The 15,302-nt window shown below is 61.2% G+C and carries 27 protein-coding genes and 1 pseudogene; 27 read left to right on the top strand and 1 reads right to left on the bottom strand.

All coding sequences use genetic code 11. The features are described 5' to 3' along the window. Positions 1-117 precede the first annotated feature (117 nt). Positions 118-453, top strand: coding sequence for a hypothetical protein (locus L5014_RS02550; RefSeq protein WP_238462000.1), 336 nt, complete (start codon positions 118-120; stop codon positions 451-453). Positions 454-464: 11 nt separating this feature from the next. On the opposite strand, the gene L5014_RS02545 is transcribed toward L5014_RS02550, so the two are convergent. After that, on the bottom strand, positions 465-890 hold the full coding sequence (locus tag L5014_RS02545) for a YdaS family helix-turn-helix protein (protein ID WP_238461999.1): 426 nt from the start codon (positions 888-890) through the stop codon (positions 465-467). A gap of 32 nt (positions 891-922) precedes the next feature. Here L5014_RS02545 and L5014_RS02540 point away from each other — a divergent pair, with 32 nt between their 5' ends. From L5014_RS02540 to L5014_RS02430, 26 genes and pseudogenes are all read left to right on the top strand, one after another. Further along, the gene (locus L5014_RS02540) at positions 923-1,717 is read left to right on the top strand and encodes a S24 family peptidase (protein ID WP_238461998.1); all 795 of its coding nucleotides are present in this window, start codon (positions 923-925) and stop codon (positions 1,715-1,717) included. After that, a complete protein-coding gene (locus L5014_RS38955; RefSeq protein ID WP_420800003.1) occupies positions 1,683-1,940 on the top strand; it encodes a zinc-ribbon domain-containing protein in 258 nt (85 codons plus the stop codon). Before L5014_RS02540 ends, L5014_RS38955 begins: the two co-directional genes overlap by 35 nt. 177 nt (positions 1,941-2,117) lie before the next feature. After that, positions 2,118-2,432 (top strand): hypothetical protein, encoded by a 315-nt coding sequence (locus L5014_RS02535; RefSeq protein ID WP_238461997.1) that lies wholly within the window; start codon positions 2,118-2,120, stop codon positions 2,430-2,432. Beyond that, positions 2,429-2,602, top strand: a complete 174-nt coding sequence (locus L5014_RS02530; RefSeq protein WP_238461996.1) for a hypothetical protein — start codon at positions 2,429-2,431, stop codon at positions 2,600-2,602. The genes L5014_RS02535 and L5014_RS02530 overlap by 4 nt, the downstream gene beginning before the upstream one ends. After that, entirely contained in the window at positions 2,599-2,721 is a 123-nt protein-coding gene (locus tag L5014_RS38535; RefSeq protein WP_274389186.1) for a hypothetical protein, read from the top strand. Before L5014_RS02530 ends, L5014_RS38535 begins: the two co-directional genes overlap by 4 nt. A gap of 52 nt (positions 2,722-2,773) precedes the next feature. Further along, positions 2,774-3,154, top strand: coding sequence for an Lcl C-terminal domain-containing protein (locus L5014_RS02525; protein ID WP_238461995.1), 381 nt, complete (start codon positions 2,774-2,776; stop codon positions 3,152-3,154). Positions 3,155-3,503: 349 nt separating this feature from the next. Next, on the top strand, positions 3,504-3,764 hold the full coding sequence (locus L5014_RS02520; protein ID WP_238461994.1) for a hypothetical protein: 261 nt from the start codon (positions 3,504-3,506) through the stop codon (positions 3,762-3,764). 1 nt (position 3,765) lies between these two features. Beyond that, complete coding sequence (locus L5014_RS38530; protein ID WP_274389185.1) at positions 3,766-3,894, top strand: hypothetical protein; 129 nt, start codon at positions 3,766-3,768, stop codon at positions 3,892-3,894. Beyond that, entirely contained in the window at positions 3,894-4,043 is a 150-nt protein-coding gene (locus L5014_RS02515; protein ID WP_238461993.1) for a hypothetical protein, read from the top strand. The genes L5014_RS38530 and L5014_RS02515 overlap by 1 nt, the downstream gene beginning before the upstream one ends. 1 nt (position 4,044) lies before the next feature. Beyond that, positions 4,045-4,275 (top strand): hypothetical protein, encoded by a 231-nt coding sequence (locus L5014_RS02510; protein WP_238461992.1) that lies wholly within the window; start codon positions 4,045-4,047, stop codon positions 4,273-4,275. Next, positions 4,272-4,439, top strand: a complete 168-nt coding sequence (locus L5014_RS02505; protein ID WP_238461991.1) for a hypothetical protein — start codon at positions 4,272-4,274, stop codon at positions 4,437-4,439. Before L5014_RS02510 ends, L5014_RS02505 begins: the two co-directional genes overlap by 4 nt. Continuing rightward, the gene (locus L5014_RS02500) at positions 4,436-5,236 is read left to right on the top strand and encodes a PD-(D/E)XK nuclease family protein (RefSeq protein WP_238461990.1); all 801 of its coding nucleotides are present in this window, start codon (positions 4,436-4,438) and stop codon (positions 5,234-5,236) included. The genes L5014_RS02505 and L5014_RS02500 overlap by 4 nt, the downstream gene beginning before the upstream one ends. A gap of 11 nt (positions 5,237-5,247) precedes the next feature. Next, complete coding sequence (locus L5014_RS02495) at positions 5,248-6,465, top strand: hypothetical protein (RefSeq protein ID WP_238461989.1); 1,218 nt, start codon at positions 5,248-5,250, stop codon at positions 6,463-6,465. A 98-nt stretch (positions 6,466-6,563) separates the two neighbouring features. Then, positions 6,564-6,731: pseudogene (locus tag L5014_RS38950) on the top strand (AAA family ATPase); the annotation flags it as partial. Between the two features lie 168 nt (positions 6,732-6,899). Beyond that, the gene (locus L5014_RS02485; protein ID WP_238461987.1) at positions 6,900-8,381 is read left to right on the top strand and encodes a recombinase RecF; all 1,482 of its coding nucleotides are present in this window, start codon (positions 6,900-6,902) and stop codon (positions 8,379-8,381) included. Between the two features lie 33 nt (positions 8,382-8,414). After that, positions 8,415-9,032: a 3'-5' exonuclease gene (locus tag L5014_RS02480; RefSeq protein ID WP_238461986.1), complete on the top strand. Its 618-nt coding sequence runs from the start codon at positions 8,415-8,417 to the stop codon at positions 9,030-9,032. A 34-nt stretch (positions 9,033-9,066) separates the two neighbouring features. Then, positions 9,067-9,777, top strand: a complete 711-nt coding sequence (locus L5014_RS02475) for a beta clamp domain-containing protein (protein ID WP_238461985.1) — start codon at positions 9,067-9,069, stop codon at positions 9,775-9,777. After that, positions 9,777-10,274, top strand: a complete 498-nt coding sequence (locus L5014_RS02470) for a hypothetical protein (protein ID WP_238461984.1) — start codon at positions 9,777-9,779, stop codon at positions 10,272-10,274. Before L5014_RS02475 ends, L5014_RS02470 begins: the two co-directional genes overlap by 1 nt. Further along, entirely contained in the window at positions 10,271-10,945 is a 675-nt protein-coding gene (locus L5014_RS02465; RefSeq protein WP_238461983.1) for a 1-pyrroline-5-carboxylate dehydrogenase, read from the top strand. Before L5014_RS02470 ends, L5014_RS02465 begins: the two co-directional genes overlap by 4 nt. Positions 10,946-11,025: 80 nt before the next feature. Continuing rightward, positions 11,026-11,388, top strand: coding sequence for a DUF1566 domain-containing protein (locus tag L5014_RS02460; protein ID WP_238461982.1), 363 nt, complete (start codon positions 11,026-11,028; stop codon positions 11,386-11,388). Positions 11,389-11,415: 27 nt separating this feature from the next. Beyond that, positions 11,416-11,877 carry a DUF1566 domain-containing protein gene (locus L5014_RS02455; RefSeq protein WP_238461981.1) on the top strand — a complete coding sequence of 154 codons (462 nt, stop codon included), beginning with the start codon at positions 11,416-11,418 and terminating at the stop codon, positions 11,875-11,877. 97 nt (positions 11,878-11,974) lie between these two features. Then, positions 11,975-12,271, top strand: coding sequence for a four helix bundle protein (locus L5014_RS02450; RefSeq protein ID WP_338019253.1), 297 nt, complete (start codon positions 11,975-11,977; stop codon positions 12,269-12,271). Then, positions 12,246-13,616, top strand: coding sequence for an RNA-directed DNA polymerase (locus tag L5014_RS02445; RefSeq protein WP_476638954.1), 1,371 nt, complete (start codon positions 12,246-12,248; stop codon positions 13,614-13,616). Before L5014_RS02450 ends, L5014_RS02445 begins: the two co-directional genes overlap by 26 nt. Next, complete coding sequence (locus L5014_RS02440) at positions 13,613-13,795, top strand: hypothetical protein (protein ID WP_238461979.1); 183 nt, start codon at positions 13,613-13,615, stop codon at positions 13,793-13,795. Before L5014_RS02445 ends, L5014_RS02440 begins: the two co-directional genes overlap by 4 nt. Before the next feature lie 16 nt (positions 13,796-13,811). Further along, complete coding sequence (locus L5014_RS02435; protein WP_238461978.1) at positions 13,812-15,038, top strand: phosphoadenosine phosphosulfate reductase domain-containing protein; 1,227 nt, start codon at positions 13,812-13,814, stop codon at positions 15,036-15,038. A gap of 1 nt (position 15,039) precedes the next feature. Continuing rightward, positions 15,040-15,294, top strand: coding sequence for a hypothetical protein (locus tag L5014_RS02430; protein WP_238461977.1), 255 nt, complete (start codon positions 15,040-15,042; stop codon positions 15,292-15,294). Positions 15,295-15,302: the final 8 nt, after the last annotated feature.

Here is a 15,302-nt window from a genome sequence, read left to right as displayed (position 1 = left end):
CTATGCGCTACACAAACTGCCTGCATATCGTTTACAGCACCCCGGAACGGGAGCGAGCCCACGTCGTGCGAGAATCAAGCTCTCTGACCTTCTCAACCCTCACACAGCGGGGCTCGCATGAACCATCCAGGTACACCACAGCAAGCCATCGAAGTCCTATTTACGATTCATCGGCAGCTTGCCGAATTGCTCGTCTGGACAATCTTCGCGGCGCTGCACCTGGTCGTCGCCGTGGTGTTGCTCTGGGCGATCTGGTATTGGCGGCTTCAGCCTGCAGACGTCGCCTCGTTTCTTCGAACCACCGCTCGAACTGCGCCATTTCGGCTTCTTGCATTCGTTGGCGTAAGCTTTGGAGCCATGCTTCTTCTGTATCTGAAGGGCTACCGCAAGATAGCCACGTGGGCCATACAACGTTTTTTATTCGCGCCGCTGTACGCGCGATACGGGAAGTGATTGAGCCCACGTCACGCCACCATCTTCGAGAGCTTTTCCCCACCACTCGAGCCGCCGACTGGAGGTTGGGTGTCGTCGCTGGAAGAGATGCGATTCGCCACGCCATTCCTCGCCGTGATCGGAGGGCTGTTCGCAATCGACTCTGCAGAATTGCGGAGATAGGCCCAATCGACGTCGGGCCGAAGATCCTCGACGCGGACTTGTTGTCCAGACGCCTTTTCGATTTCGATGGCCAAAGACTCATTGCAGCGACGCTGCTTGTACGCGATTTGCCAGAGGTAGGCCACCGACGTACCAACAGCCTCTGCAAACTTTTCGCGCTCGGCTTTGGCCAGCGACTTGAAGTAGGCGTGAAAGGTATCCATGGCGAAAACGATAGCATTTGCTTTCGCAAAGAGCAAGCAAATGCTTGCGCAATTGATAACTTTTGCGATCACAGCAAATGCTAGTTTTCGGTTCTAATTGCGCCATGGATATTCACGAGCACCGCCGCCGGCGCCTGCGAGCGCTGATTGATGCCGACGAGACGGCTAAAGGGAACGTTGCCGAGTTCGCCCGCAACCACAACCAAGATGCGGCTCGCGTCCGACAGGTGCTGAATCCCAACTATCGAGAAGGGCAATCATTCGGTGAGCGCGCCGCGCGTCGCTTCGAAGAAGAGCTTGGGCTGGCGAAGATGTACTTCGACTTCGGCTTCGCAATCGAAGAGCACAACTCGCCGCAGGCTGGTGCCCAGGTAACAGGTCAAGATCAGTCGCTTATTAAGCGTTTGCTTCCAGACGATAAGGGTAACGTCGTCACATGGGAGCGGCCAGAAGACCTAGAGCCCGATGAAGATCGAGTCTGGATCGACCGCTATGACTATCATTTTTCGGCGGGGACAGGCTTGATCCAATGGGAAGTCAGGCAGAAGAAGGCGCTGCCGTTCGATATCGGGTTCTTCAAAGCGCTCGGCTCAAAGCCCAAAGATTGCAAGTTGCTGACGGTGCGCGGGGACAGCATGGAGCCTTTCCTGTTCAACCGTGACATGATGATGGTGGATTCCACCAGGACGCACGTGCGCGATGGTAAGGTCTATGCGATCTACTTCGAGGACGAGCCACTCGTAAAGCAGGTCTTCAAACAGGTCGGAGGCAGCATCGTGCTGCACTCTTACAACGGCAAGTACCCGGATCGGGAAGTGCCGGCCGAGAGTATGGAACTCGTCAAGATCGTTGGCGAAGTGATCTATCGCTCGGGGTCGGCAATGGCTGGAGGGAACTAAAATTCTCGAACATAAATGCCCCGATTGCGGCAAAGAGCTTTCCTCGACTGCCGCGAGTTGTCCGGGTTGCGGCGCTGCCAAACCAGAAGCCGGCTGGCCAAAGACGTTCTATTCGCGGCATCCGCTCATCGCAGGAATCATAGGGCTCGCCACTCTTGCGCTCGGCGCATACGCCATGCTTGTTGTCTTCACCTTAGTGAGCGCGAGTTGTAGCACTCACTAACGCGTCCCTTAGATTTTTTTCTCAGTACGCCGCGCGCGGACTTTTTCATATCCACGACCACATCCCGACCAGAGGCAAAAAAATTTGCGCGTGAACGATAGCTTTTGCTTGCGTTAAGCAAAAGCATTTGCTATTGTTCGTTCCAAGGCAGCACACAACACAACGCGGGAGCGGGACATGGTCAAGAACAGCAAGCAATCGTGGGAAGTCGGTCAGGCAGTGCGCGTCGGCTTTCTGAGCCTCACGGTCATCGCCGGCCTCGAAGCAACCGGCGACGGCCAGCCCGGCGCCTACATCCTCACCAACGGCACGCAGTTGTACGCGTTCATCCCGCACAACGGTCTGAGCAAGATCAGCGATGAGCAGGCCGTCGAGATGTGCGAAGAATCGAAGCGCATCACCGCAGCGCGCGCAGCTCGTGCGCAGGCTCAAGTCGCGCGTGTCGCGGCGAACGCTGCAGTGTGCGCACGACTCCAGGCGCTCGCAGCGTGAACGAGCAGCCAAAAATCGTCACGATCGGCGCGTTCCTGAGCGGAAAGCTGGTGTGCTCGATCACCGTTCGCGATACGCCACGTGAGATCGAATCCGCAAAGCGCTGTCTGCTGAATTCGTACCCCGAGGCAAAGGTCTATCGCAAGCTTCCAGCAGGAGAGAAGTCATGAGCCAGAACGCACGGGATCTGATCGAGCTACGCGCCGACCTACCCAACTCGCCTGAGCTTCGCCGCATCGCGGCGTCCCTTATCGCAGCTGGTTGTTTTCCCGAACTCGGCGGTCTCTAAAGCATTCGCCCCGAGCTTTATCTATTTCGATTTGTAGTCCTACGGAGAAGTCATGGAAAACCAAATTAGCGAGACCGTATCGATCAATTTTCCGAAGCTGGATGAGGGCGAGCACTACGCAGGCGTTCTGCTCGGAAAGGATGGCGCACCGAACCATCACGTGATCCTCCTGCCCGGCGACATCGACGATGGCACGTGGCACAACGCAAAGGAGTGGGCCGCTTCGATTGGTGGCGAACTGCCCACGCGCCGCGAGCAATCGCTTTTGTTCGCCAATCTGGGCGAGCAGTTCGAGGAAGACTGGTACTGGTCGATTGAGGAATACAGCGACGCGTTCGCCTGGTGTCAGCTCTTCGGCAACGGCAACCAGCTCATCAGCCACAAGGTCCTCAACCTTTGCCGCGCGCGTGCCGTCCGCAGATTGCCCATTTAATCATTTATCAATTTCCAATCGAACTCAAAGGGGCGATTCCCCGCAGCACCCACGCGGAAGTTGCAGGCGTGGGCCTCTAGCCGACAGGAGGGGTCTGTCGGTCACCCGCCGCAGTAGGAGAGAACACACGCGGCGCCGGACGAAGGGTAACCGGCACCTTCAGCAGTGATCGGTTGGCGTCACCGGCCGGGCCCCGGTGAAACGCTTCCAGGACACGAGAGCGCGGCGCAACGTTGCCTTATACGAGCGCTGACCGATCACTTCTGAGGGTGGCAACGCAAAGCCAGCACGGCTCACAAGAGTGCCTTGTTCGGGTGGGATGCCCGGCACTAATTTCGGAGTGCAGATCATGAGCGCATTTCACATGTTGTTTGCCGAGCCCGATGTTGAACCTGTCGAAGGCCGTTACGGCTTCTGCTGGAACTGCGAGCACAACGTGCATGCAGTTCGCGCGGACCACGGCATCGGTAGATTCGAATACTGGGGCAATAAGGGTGTACATCACGATTGGCGCGATGTCTGCCCGAACTGCGGCGAGGATCTGCAAGATCCGAAGGATGGTGCTGACGAGCCGGTTGCTCGACACGTTCGCCTCTTTGACGAGGTCTGAAATGAACCGTCTTCACACCTTTCTCGTGATCGGCTGCAACGCATACGACGAGTACTGCTTTGTTCCGTGGCTCAACAAGACGGTCTACCGCCGTACGGTCGACTTGATGAAGCAAGTGTGCCTGCTGTGATGAATACCTATACCCAATCGGACTTTGAGATGGCCCACGCGATTCGCACGGCAATCTGCATTGTCTTCGGCGTGCTTTTCGCCGTTGCAGTGCTGATCAACGTGCTTGGGCAGCCTCTGATCAATGTGCTGTTTCCTTTCTGGAACTGACATGAAACTGCGACTGACCATTTTCCGCCATCGTGCGCCGAGCATCACCCGTGAGCGAGTGCGCGAGCTGCAGTACGAGGCGTTGTGCTCGCGCACAGCGCGTCGTCAGCGCGAGGCGAAGGAGGCACTTGTGCGTCGCGGTGTGTTGCCGTGCACGCCGATCAGCACCGGTTACGTGCCGCCGAGCATCGCACGCGTCTTCACCCATTCGAATGTGCGAGGTCTGGCATGAAGTTTCTCCGCGCTTTCGACCGCTGGGTCGCGCGCAACACGCTGCTCGCGTACTGGCTCGGCATCGTAATTTGCTTCGCGCTGCTACTCGTAGCTCATGGTTGGGGCGCGAGCGATACGCAGGCGCTTCGCATGCAGATGGCCACCTCGAGGAGCACGACGTGAGCGACCTTCGTATCCGGGCCTCGTCGTTCGGCAAGTTTTTCGACTGCGCATATTCGTGGGAGGGTGAACATCTCCTCGGCAAGCGCAAGCCCGCAGGCCTTCGCGCTCTGCTCGGCACGAGCGTGCACGCCGGCACGGCCGCATTCGACTCGGCGCGCCTGAACGGCAATGAAATCACGCCGGACGAAGCCGCTGGCGCGTTCGTCGACACGCTTCACCACCCGGAATACGACGTCGATTTCTCGAACGACAACATCAAGTTCGCGGAAGCCGAGCGCATCGGTCTGGCGCTCACTTCGAAGTATTGCACGGAGATCGCGCCGCTGTTCACGTACACGGCGGTGGAGATGCCGCTCGAGCCGCTGACGATCGATTGCGGCGGCGGCACGACGATCACACTGACCGGCACGATGGACCGAGCGCGCGTTGCGTCGTCGCTCGATGGTTCGATCATCCCCGACGTCAAGACGGGCGCGCGCGTCGTCACAAACGGTGAGGCGAACATCAAGGCGCGCTCGGCGCAGACCGGCACGTACCAGCTGATGTACGAGCAGACGACCGGCGAGCGCACGGTCGGCGCGCAAATCATCGGGCTGGGCACGACCTCGAAGACGCCGATCGCAGTGAGCCGGGTTTTCGATGCGCGGCGCGTGCTGATCGGCAATGACGAGACGCCAGGCCTGATCCATCTGGCCGCCGAGATGTTCCGTGCGGGGCTGTTCCCACCGAATCCGCAGTCGTACCTGTGCAGCAAGACATATTGCTCGCGCTGGGAAACCTGCATCTACCACGAATAACGAGGCAATCCATGAACGCACCGAATCAATCGCGGCCGCTGGCCGAAGTAGCGCAGAAGCCGCATGGGCTCGGCGCCACGGATGTCAGCGTCGACATGTTCTCCGCGCAGGGCTTCGCGCTCGCGCAGCGTATCGCGACGGCTTTCGCATCGAGCAACGCTGTGCCTGCGCAGTTTCGTTCGACCATCATCAAGCGTGAGCGTCGAGGCGAAGACTACGTCGACGTCGAAGTCCCCAACCCGTCAGCAGTCGGCAACGGTCTGGTCGCGCTCGAAGTTGCGCAGGCCGTGCGCATGTCCGTGACCGCGGTGATGCAAAACGCCGACGTGATCGAGGGCAAGCTCCGCTGGTCCGGCAAGTTCGTCATCGCCGCGATCAATGCTTCGGGCCGCTTCCACCCGCTGCGCTTCGACATCGTCAACAAGGGGATGATCAAGGCCACATACAAGGAAAAGGGCGCTTACAACAAACAGCAGCGTCGCTATGACATGACCGAGCACGAGGTCGAGATTGAGAACCTCGTGTGCGTCGCCTGGACGATCCCGCGTTCGATCGCGCTGCCCGCAAATGTGCAGACGCTCGCGCAGGCGCGCAACGTCCAGCTGCCGATCATCGAGTCCGCGCCCGTCAGCATGAAGATGGCGGTCGAGGAAGGCTGGTATGCGAAGCCGGGCAGCAAGTGGCAGACGGAAATGAAGTACCTGATGCTGCAGTACCGCGCCGGCTCGTTCTTCGGAAACATTCACGCGCCCGACATCGTCATGGGCATGGGTCACACGACCGAGGAAGCGGTCGACACGATCGATGTGACGCAGCAGCCCGATGGCTCCTATGCCGTTGACGTTGAATCGCTGCGCCGCTCAAACATCTCGCCCGCAGCGCAGCGCGCCGAACAGGCGCAGCAAACTGCGGCAAGCACCGAGCAGCCCGATCCGGCAAGCGAAGTCCATCAGCAGGGCGCCGAGCATGGCGAAACGACCAGCCCGGATGGCCAGAGCGCGGCTCCTGCGCAGACCGTCGCGAAGTCCGAGCCGCTGCCCGAGGCGAAGATCGCCGAGCGCCTGAATGCCGCGAGCAACAGCGACGAACTCAACGCCGCGATCGCGCTGATCGCCGATGTGCCGGATCCGGATGCCGAGGAGCGGCTGACTGCCATCGCCGTTTCACTTCGCCAGAAGTTCGAACGCACCGCTCGCCGCGCGCGCGGCGCCGCGCCGAGCGTTGAGTAACCGTCTATGGGACTCCCGGTGGCAACGGCGTATTTAGCCCCCGAGCGTTGATCTACGCCCCCGCTGTCGGCGAGTCCCACCCAACCCGAGAACCTGACATGAAGATTCAGCACATCACTGCAAAGAGTTTCGCCGGCGCGCGCTCAATCGACGTCGAGATCGACACGCCTGTCACCTTGTTCGCCGGCCTGAATGGCGCGGGCAAGAGCAGCCTTCGCGAGGCCATCATTGCGGCGCTCACCGGCGACGTTTCGCGTGTCGAATACAAGAAGGAATATCCGTCGATGGTCAGCGAGGGCGCCAAAAAGGCCGTGGTGTCGCTGGACACTGACGCGGGTCCCGCGAGCCTCACACTGCCGGACGGCAAACATGTAGCCGTTCAGGCCTACGTTGGCGCGCTGCCGTACCTCACGACTCCGGAACGCTTCGCGCAGATGAAGGCCGACGAGCGTCGCACATTCCTGTTCGACCTCACCGGTCTGCGCGCCACGCCGGAAAAGATCAAGGCTCTCCTGGCCGCGCGCAAGCTCGATGGCAAGAAGGTCGAGAAGGTACTGCCGATGCTGCGCTCTGGATTCCCGGCGGCGGTCAAGTTCGCAGAGGACGAGGCGCGCGAAGCGAAGGGCGCGTGGAAATCGGTGACCGGTGAGCAGTGGGGCAGCGAGAAAGGCGAAGACTGGCAAGCGGAAATACCGCAGTTCGACGCGAAACGGCACGCCGACATCAGCGAGCAGCTGAAGGCGGTCGAGGGGCGCGTCGCTGAAGCGAACACTCAACTCGGCACCCTGCAGGAAAAGCACCGCACGTACCAGGCTTCGCGCGAGGCTGCGACGCGCAGCGCTGACCTGGCCGAGAGCGTGACGCGCATCGAAGCGAAGCTGGCCACCGACAAGTTGCATCTCGAAGCCGCAGAGGCCTCACTGACCGAAGCGCAGCAGCGCGCCGGCGTGGCGCCCCGCGAGGGCCTTGTGCACGATCTGGCGCGCGGCGTCGGCGAGTTCGCGAACATCATGGCCGACTCCGACGGCGTCGCAGGTTATCACCTGAACGGTGAAATCGCGAAATGGGATGAGTTCGACCTGACGGCGATCGCCGATGCGCTGCAGGCCTATGAAGAGCAGTACGGGCCGCTGGCGCAGACCGGTGGCGACGCCGAGACGCGCGCCCGTCTGCCCGAGCTGACGAAAGCGCGCGACATGATGAAGCGTGCCGTCGAGAACGACGAGCGCGATCTCGCCGCGGCGCGCGCGGCCACCGAGGCGCTCAAGCTGAAGTCCGACGTCGAGGCCGTCACGGAAGAGCAGGTGAGCGGCGCGCGCACGACGGTGACCGCTGCCACCGCCCAGCGTGACGCGCTGCGCACCGAACTCGACCGCTTGAACAATGCCAAGCGCGCCGCCGACGCTGCAGCCGACAAGACGAAGGCCGCGGCCGCGCACCACGTCGACATCATTCAGTGGCTCGAAATCGCCGGCGCGCTGGCACCGGACGGAATCCCCGGCGAGATGCTCGCCCAGGCGATTGCTCCCATAAACGGGCGCCTCGCCGAACTTGCCGCCTTTGCCGAGTGGGCTGTGCCCTCACTCGATTCCGATATGACGATCCGCGCCGGCGGCCGCCTCTATTCGCTCCTGAGCGAGTCCGAAAAGTACCGGGTCGACGCGTTGATCGCGCTGACGATCGCGGTGCTGTCCGAGACGCGCATCGCTTTCTTCGATCGCTTCGACGTGCTCGACCTGAAGGGCCGCGGCGATCTGCTCGCGTTGCTGGATGACATGGCCACGCAGGGCGAGATCTGCACGGCGCTGGTGTTCGGCACGCTCAAGAAAGTGCCCGAAGGCCTGCCCGCCACGACGCGCGCGCACTGGATTGAAAACGGCGAGTTGCTCGCCGCCCGGCTCGCCGAAGCCGCTTGACTGTCGCAACCCAAACCAACAAAGGGCATACGCATGGAACTCATCCTTTTCTACGATACGGAGACGAATGGCGTCCCGCAATGGAATCTGCCGTCCGAGGATCCGTCGCAGCCGCATGTTACGCAACTCGCGGCCGAGCTATGCGACGAGCGAAACGGCAATGTGATCGCGTCCATGGATGTGCTGATCAAGCCGACCGGCTGGACGATCCCGGCCGAGCTCGAGGAGCTGACCGGCATCACCACGGCTCGGGCGGTCTCCGAAGGCATTCCGCTCACCGACGCGCTGCGCCAGTTCACCGACCTCTGGAAGCGCTGCACGATGCGCGTCGCGCACAACGAATCGTTCGACGCGCGGATGCTGCGCATCGAGTACTTCCGCGAGCTCGATGCCGACGATCCGTTCCATGACGAGTGGAAGGCCGGCGCCGCGTTCTGCACCCAGGGTCGCAGCACGAAGATCATCAACCTGCCGCCGACGGCCAAGATGCTTGCCGCGGGCCGCAAGCACGCGAAGTCGCCGAACCTCGGCGAGGCGTACAAGTTTTTCACTGGCAACGATCTTGTGGGCGCGCATAACGCCGCGGTCGATCTGGCCGCCTGCCGCGACGTGTACTACGGCATCAAGCGCCACGCCGTGAAAGCAGCCTGATTCATCCCCGTCACCCGCACCAGAAGGAACCCTGATGAACGTACCGAACGAGGCTCAGATGTCGATCGAAGGCATGCCGCCGGCCGACGTCGATTTCAGCGCGCCCGCGCGCATGGTCGCGCGTGTCAACTCGATGACGATCAAGCTGGCATTCCCCTTCATGCCGCAGAACGACATTCGCTATTACCTCAACGGCATGAACATTCGGCCGTTGGAAGACGACACGGCAATGATCGTCGCGACGGATGGCCACCGTTACATCGTTATCCGCGATCAGCACGGCTACGTCGAGAACGAGATCATCGTCTCGGTGAAGAAGGACTCGCTGAAGAGTTGCAACGCAAAGAGCACCCTGGACGTGATGTCGAACGGCGCCTCAATGATCAACGACGAACTGGGGCAGCCGCAGTTCATTCAGCCGGGCCGCTCGCTGATCGAAGGCACGTTCCCGCGTATCGAGAACGTCGCGTCGGCTATCGGCTACCGCGAGGGCATCTCGGGAGCGATCAACCCGACATACTTGAAGGACGCGCTGCTGCTCGGCCAGCATTTCGGAAGCATCCGATTCTTCACGAAGGACGCCGACAGCCCGCTGATGTTCGTCGTGGGTGGCCTGGGAGATCTCGAAGTGTTCGGCGGGATCATGAAGGTGCGCGACTCGTTCGAGCAACTGTCGCAGTGGTTTCCGCGTCCGTCGAACCAGTTCGATCTGACGTCCGATAGCTATCGCGGAAAGGTCGACTGATGAGCCTTCCCTACAAGCAATCTCAACCCAGCAGCCGCGAGCAGCGGCGCGCTGACGAACGCGCGGCGGCGAAGCAGCAGAGGGTCGCACCAGCGATCGCCGATCCAGTTCTGTTGACGCCTTATGGCCATAGACATACCGAGGCCTTCTGCCTCATGTGGTACGCGTGCGAGTGCGGCCACCGCGAGCAAATCTGGAACAGCCGCGACGGCGTCACGCCGTTCGGATGCGCCTGCCCGTCGTGTAAGGAACCGAAGCTCCAGCATGTCGACTGGAACCGTGATACCTACGCGCCGAATCATCAACCGGCGACTGGCCAGCGCATGTGGATCGACATGACCCGCGATCGCGCCCGCGTGATCGCGCAGCGCACGATCGATCAGGTCGCGAAGACCCGGGACGTTCCGGCGCACGACATGGACCGGATTGTGGAGGCCGTCTACCACGATGGTATCGCGCCGGATCTGGTCATCTGGGGATATGTGGAGGCATCGTGAGAGAAGACATCGTCAAGTACCTTGGCACAGTTCAGCAATCGACCGCCAAGGTCATCGCTTTGAAAGTCGGCATGGATCATCTGGACGTGGCCCGTGAGCTCAATCACATGCTGAATGACGGTCTTGTCGAACGCGAGAAAAAGCATGGCGCTGGAAATGAGTACTACTACTGGCTTTCTCGTACGGAGCGGGCGCCGGAAACGCAGAGCCAGCCTGTCGCTCTCGAAGCGAAGACTGACTCGGCACCCGCAACAGTCATCGACCCGGTCGAACACAAGTTTATGGAACGTCAGATCGCCGCGCTCCAGAACCATGTCGATGATCTCACCGCGCGGCGCGATGCCGCCGCGGCTGAGCGCCTGCAGATCGAAACCGAGCGCGACGAGCTCAAGGTCGAAAACGATGCACTGAAACGGGCCGTCGCGAAACTGCGCGAGAACAACTCGGCGCTCGAGCGGCGCATCGACGAGCTCACGATCGTCGATGCCGAGTTCAAGCCGAACGAGGTCTACGTGACCGTCGGCCGTTATGCGAAGCCGAAGCGTCACAAGACCATCGAGAAGGCGCAGCGCCGTGCATCGCAACTCGTGCGATCCGAAAAGGAGTCTGAAGTACTGGTGTGCGAACCGGTTGGCAGGGTGGTACGCGGCAGTGAGTGGCGTCCCAATTGATTTGCTCCCGTCCGGCGCCTGTCTCGCGCGCCGGTTTTGAAGGGGTGCTCGCATAGGCCCCGTTTTTTCCGAGGATAAAAATGCAACAGATCCAGCTTCCCCCGCTCGCTGAAGGCGAGATCTACATCGGTGCGATCGGCGACAAGAACGGCGACTTCCACCACGTCATTCTGCTGCCCGGCGACCACAAGTGCGATACGCACGCGTCCGCAACCGAATGGGCCAGGAGCATCGGCGGCGATCTGCCGAACCGCATCGAGCAAGCGATGCTGTGGGCGAACCATCGCGACCAGTTCGAACAGGACTGGTACTGGAGCAACGAGACGTATCACCGCAACGACGCGTTCGCCTGGTGTCAGCACTTCAACACCGGCTACCAGGACCTCACCCGCAAGGGCAGCGACGATTGCCGCGCGCGTGCCGTCCGCAGATTGCCCATTTAATCATTCATCAATTTCACAAGGTCAGCCATGACGCTCACGCTAGAAGTACTCGAAGAAAAGCAGTCGGAACTCGCAGGGTTGATCGCGCAGTTCAAGCGACAGCATGAAACCACTGTGATCTCGATCGCGGCCGCGACCATGAACCTCGCCAGTGGCGAGGCCTACGCGGGGATTCTCCTCGGCGATGACGGAAAGCCGAGCCATCACCTGATTTTGTTGCCGGGCGATGCGGAAGGCAGCACGTGGGCCGCAGCAAAGTCGTGGGCAGCGGAGCATGGTGGAGAACTGCCGACGCGGCGCGAGCAATCGCTGCTGTTCGCGAATTTGAAGCAGTACTTCGAAAAGACCTGGTACTGGTCTGCCGAAGAGCACGAGTCGAATGCCGCGTTCGCCTGGTCTCAGAGCTTCTACGACGGCCTCCAGTACTACGACCGCAAGGGCGACGACGGTTGCCGCGCGCGTGCCGTCCGCAGATTAGAAATTCAGTAATTTAATTATTCAGATCAGCATGGCCACCCATACACATCTTCCGATTTACAAGGTCGCTTATGACCTGCTCGATTTTGCAACGAGTCTCGTGAAGAACATGCAACGCGATTTCAAGCGCTCCATCGGTGACAAGATCACCAACGAATGCGTCGAGATCACGATCCTGATCTTCCGGGCCAACGTCGCGCAGGACAAGGCGCCTCATCTGATGGAGTTGATCGAACGCCAGCAGGTCGTTGAGTTGATGTTTCGGCTCGCCCGCGACAAGGGCTTCCTTTCGACTCGCGGATACGCGAAGGCGATCGAACTCACGACGAGCATCGGAAAGCAGGCCAATGGGTGGCGCAGGTCCGCACTTCGCCCGCTTCATGGAGGTCAAGGCCGCCATGACTGAGCGACTTTTAAATCTGGTCGTGCCGCTGGCCCACAAGGCCAACGCCATGCGCATCACGGAAACCACCGGCATAGAGCCGGTTTCGTCCGGCGCAGTTTCCCAGCTGAGCAATCGACCGGGCGACGTAGAAAGCACGATTGGTACGCGTTCGCCTGGTATCAGAACTTCAACAACGGCAACCAGAACAACAACCACAAGGACAACAACAATTGCCGCGCGCGTGCCGTCCGCAGATTTATCCGGACATGCTGACCTGAATTTCGGCGATCTCGTCGCCGCCTATTTCGACTGCCGGCGCACCAAGCGCAACCGTCCCAGCGCGCTCGCGTTCGAGGTGAGCCTCGAGCGCAATCTGCGCGAGCTTTTCGATGAGCTGTGCGACGGCAGCTATCAGCCGCGCCGGTCGATCTGCTTCGTCGTCACCCGGCCGAAGCCGCGCGAAGTGTGGGCGGCTGATTTCCGCGATCGCATCGTTCACCATCTGCTGTACAACCGCATCGGCCCGCGCTTTGAGCGCTCGTTCATCGCCGATAGCTGCGCCTGCATCAAGGGGCGCGGCACGCTCTACGCTGCGCAACGCCTCGAAGCCAAGGTGCGCAGTATCACGCAGAACTGGAGCCGCCCGGCGTACTACCTGAAGTGCGATCTGGCGAACTTCTTCGTCAGCATCGACAAGCTCATCTTGCGCGATCTGCTTGCCGAGCGGATCGGTGATCAGTGGTGGATGGATCTCACCAACAAGGTGCTGATGCACGACCCGCGCACCGACTTCGAAATGCGCGGCGATCCGCGCTTGACGGACCTCGTGCCGCCGCACAAGCGGCTGATGAACCAGCCGACGCACCTGGGGCTGCCGATCGGGAATCTCTCGTCGCAGTTTTTCGCCAACGTCTATCTGGACGTGCTCGACCAGCGCACCAAACACGTGCTGCGCGCGCGGCATTACATCCGCTACGTAGATGACTTCCTGTTTCTGCACGAGTCGGCCGATTGGCTCAACGCGGCATTGCGTGACGTCGACGCTTTCCTGCCCGCGTGCCTCGGCGTGCGTCTGAACCCGCGCAAGACGATCCTGCAGCCGGTCGACATGGGAATCGATTTCGTCGGCCAGGTGATCAAGCCGTGGCGGCGCCATACGCGCCGTCGCACGTTCAATGAAGCGCTGCGCCGTGTTGCGCACGCGGCCGCCGATGACGTCCACGAAATGGCGAACAGTTACTTCGGGCTGATGCGACAGGCGACGGCCAGCCATCAGGACCGCGCGCGTCTGGCGAATGTCGTGCGCTCTCGCGGCCATGCCGTAGACGGATCAATGACGAAGACGTTCCGACGTTCCACATCATGAGCGAGCGCGAGTGGCACATCCGCATGGCGAAGACCTACCTGCATCAGGCGATGGTCGTGCGCCTGCAGGGCATTCACCACGGATGGCACGCGACGCTTCTGAAGTGGGCAGCAAAGCGCCGATTGCAAGCTGCGTCGATGAATGAACAACAGCAGCCCGCGCAGGGCGAACTTTTTTAATCTCGTGAGACGAAACATGAGCCACCAGATCGACATCTTCGCTGCGGGAGCCCAGCGTCTGCAGATGAACGAATCGATTGAGCTGACGATCCAGTCGATGCAGGCCTATGGCCCTTCGCACGATCACTGGGGCGTAGCGTGGTCGGGAGGCAAGGACAGCACGGCCACACTGACGATCATTTGCTGGCTGCTCGACACCGGCAAGCTCGCGCGCCCGAAGACGTTGACCGTTTTCTACGCCGATACTCGGCAAGAGCTCACGCCGCTCGCAATCTCCGCCGAGCAGATCATGGACGAGCTGCGCGAGCGCGGCATCGCCGTCGAGGTCGTGCGCGCGCCGCTCGACAAGCGCTTCATGGTGTATATCCTCGGCCGCGGCGTGCCGCCGCCGAACAACAACACGTTGCGCTGGTGCACTCGCCAGATCAAGATCGATCCGATGGAGGAAGCGCTGCGGAAGCGCATCGAAGGACTCGGCGGCAACATCCTGATGATCACCGGCGTGCGCCAGGGTGAGAGCGCAATTCGCGACCGACGCATCGAGATGAGCTGCGGAAAAGACGGCGCCGAGTGCGGCCAAGGCTGGTATCAGCAGGTGCTACCGAATGCGCGAGGCCTGCGCGGCCGCATCGCGACGCTCGCACCGCTGCTTCACTGGCGCGTCTGCCACGTGTGGGAATGGCTGCGGCATTGGGCGCCGGAGGAAGAGTTCGGCGATTGGTCGACTGCGGCGATCGCGGACGCTTACGGCGGCGACGAGGCGGAAGAGCTGAACGCGCGCACGGGCTGCATCGGCTGCGCGCTGGCGCAAGAGGAAACGGCGCTGGAAACGGTACTTCGCAATCCGCAGTGGTCATACCTTGCGCCGCTGCGCGGCATCAAGCCGCTGTGGCGTGAGCTGCGCGAGCCGCAGCATCGCCTCCGCAAAGCCGGTCTCGAGCGGCTCAAAGACGGCTCGATCGCCAAGAATCCGCAACGCCTCGGGCCGCTCGTTTTCGAAGCACGCCTGATGGGCCTCGATCGAATCCTTTCCATCCAGGACGAATGCAACCGCGTCGCGCGTGCAACCGGGCGCCCGCTCATCAACCTGATCGACGCGGAGGAAGAGGCACGCATACGCGAACTCATCGACGCCGAGACATGGCCACAAGGCTGGGAAGGCGACGAGCCGACTGGCGACGTGGTGCTCGAAACGGTGTATGCGAATGGCGCTGTGCAACCGCTGCTTTTCGGGAGCGATTGATATGCCCTGCACACCCTTTCGCTTTCCAGGCGGCATCAACGGAATCGTCTGCACCGGACGTAAGCGCACATCGCGCTGCTCGGTCGAAGGCTGCAACGCGCCAAGCGGCTTCCAGTGCGACTACCAGATGAAGCCGGGAAAGACCTGCGACCGGCACCTGTGCGCAGTGCACGCGCATCAGGTCGGCGCCGACGTTCACTTCTGTCCTGCGCACCTCGCGGAGTCGAGCGGCAAGAAGCAGGGCGATCTCTTCTGACAACGGGG

Origin of the sequence: Paraburkholderia tagetis (genome assembly GCF_022213065.1) — a bacterium.
In the GTDB taxonomy this organism is placed as follows: Bacteria; Pseudomonadota; Gammaproteobacteria; order Burkholderiales; family Burkholderiaceae; genus Paraburkholderia; species Paraburkholderia tagetis.
Note: the sequence above shows the minus strand (reverse complement) of the source record. Positions and strands in the feature narration are given on the sequence as shown.

What these genes read in the sequence shown, in the direction of transcription:
- L5014_RS02550 (WP_238462000.1), top strand. Translation starts at nt 118, where the DNA reads ATGAACCATCCAGGTACACCACAGCAAGCCATCGAAGTCCTATTTACG.
- L5014_RS02540 (WP_238461998.1), top strand. Translation starts at nt 923, where the DNA reads ATGGATATTCACGAGCACCGCCGCCGGCGCCTGCGAGCGCTGATTGAT.
- L5014_RS02535 (WP_238461997.1), top strand. Translation starts at nt 2,118, where the DNA reads ATGGTCAAGAACAGCAAGCAATCGTGGGAAGTCGGTCAGGCAGTGCGC.
- L5014_RS38535 (WP_274389186.1), top strand. Translation starts at nt 2,599, where the DNA reads ATGAGCCAGAACGCACGGGATCTGATCGAGCTACGCGCCGACCTACCC.
- L5014_RS02525 (WP_238461995.1), top strand. Translation starts at nt 2,774, where the DNA reads ATGGAAAACCAAATTAGCGAGACCGTATCGATCAATTTTCCGAAGCTG.
- L5014_RS02520 (WP_238461994.1), top strand. Translation starts at nt 3,504, where the DNA reads ATGAGCGCATTTCACATGTTGTTTGCCGAGCCCGATGTTGAACCTGTC.
- L5014_RS38530 (WP_274389185.1), top strand. Translation starts at nt 3,766, where the DNA reads ATGAACCGTCTTCACACCTTTCTCGTGATCGGCTGCAACGCATACGAC.
- L5014_RS02515 (WP_238461993.1), top strand. Translation starts at nt 3,894, where the DNA reads ATGAATACCTATACCCAATCGGACTTTGAGATGGCCCACGCGATTCGC.
- L5014_RS02510 (WP_238461992.1), top strand. Translation starts at nt 4,045, where the DNA reads ATGAAACTGCGACTGACCATTTTCCGCCATCGTGCGCCGAGCATCACC.
- L5014_RS02505 (WP_238461991.1), top strand. Translation starts at nt 4,272, where the DNA reads ATGAAGTTTCTCCGCGCTTTCGACCGCTGGGTCGCGCGCAACACGCTG.
- L5014_RS02495 (WP_238461989.1), top strand. Translation starts at nt 5,248, where the DNA reads ATGAACGCACCGAATCAATCGCGGCCGCTGGCCGAAGTAGCGCAGAAG.
- L5014_RS02485 (WP_238461987.1), top strand. Translation starts at nt 6,900, where the DNA reads ATGAAGGCCGACGAGCGTCGCACATTCCTGTTCGACCTCACCGGTCTG.
- L5014_RS02480 (WP_238461986.1), top strand. Translation starts at nt 8,415, where the DNA reads ATGGAACTCATCCTTTTCTACGATACGGAGACGAATGGCGTCCCGCAA.
- L5014_RS02475 (WP_238461985.1), top strand. Translation starts at nt 9,067, where the DNA reads ATGAACGTACCGAACGAGGCTCAGATGTCGATCGAAGGCATGCCGCCG.
- L5014_RS02470 (WP_238461984.1), top strand. Translation starts at nt 9,777, where the DNA reads ATGAGCCTTCCCTACAAGCAATCTCAACCCAGCAGCCGCGAGCAGCGG.
- L5014_RS02460 (WP_238461982.1), top strand. Translation starts at nt 11,026, where the DNA reads ATGCAACAGATCCAGCTTCCCCCGCTCGCTGAAGGCGAGATCTACATC.
- L5014_RS02455 (WP_238461981.1), top strand. Translation starts at nt 11,416, where the DNA reads ATGACGCTCACGCTAGAAGTACTCGAAGAAAAGCAGTCGGAACTCGCA.
- L5014_RS02450 (WP_338019253.1), top strand. Translation starts at nt 11,975, where the DNA reads ATGCAACGCGATTTCAAGCGCTCCATCGGTGACAAGATCACCAACGAA.
- L5014_RS02445 (WP_476638954.1), top strand. Translation starts at nt 12,246, where the DNA reads ATGGAGGTCAAGGCCGCCATGACTGAGCGACTTTTAAATCTGGTCGTG.
- L5014_RS02440 (WP_238461979.1), top strand. Translation starts at nt 13,613, where the DNA reads ATGAGCGAGCGCGAGTGGCACATCCGCATGGCGAAGACCTACCTGCAT.
- L5014_RS02435 (WP_238461978.1), top strand. Translation starts at nt 13,812, where the DNA reads ATGAGCCACCAGATCGACATCTTCGCTGCGGGAGCCCAGCGTCTGCAG.
- L5014_RS02430 (WP_238461977.1), top strand. Translation starts at nt 15,040, where the DNA reads ATGCCCTGCACACCCTTTCGCTTTCCAGGCGGCATCAACGGAATCGTC.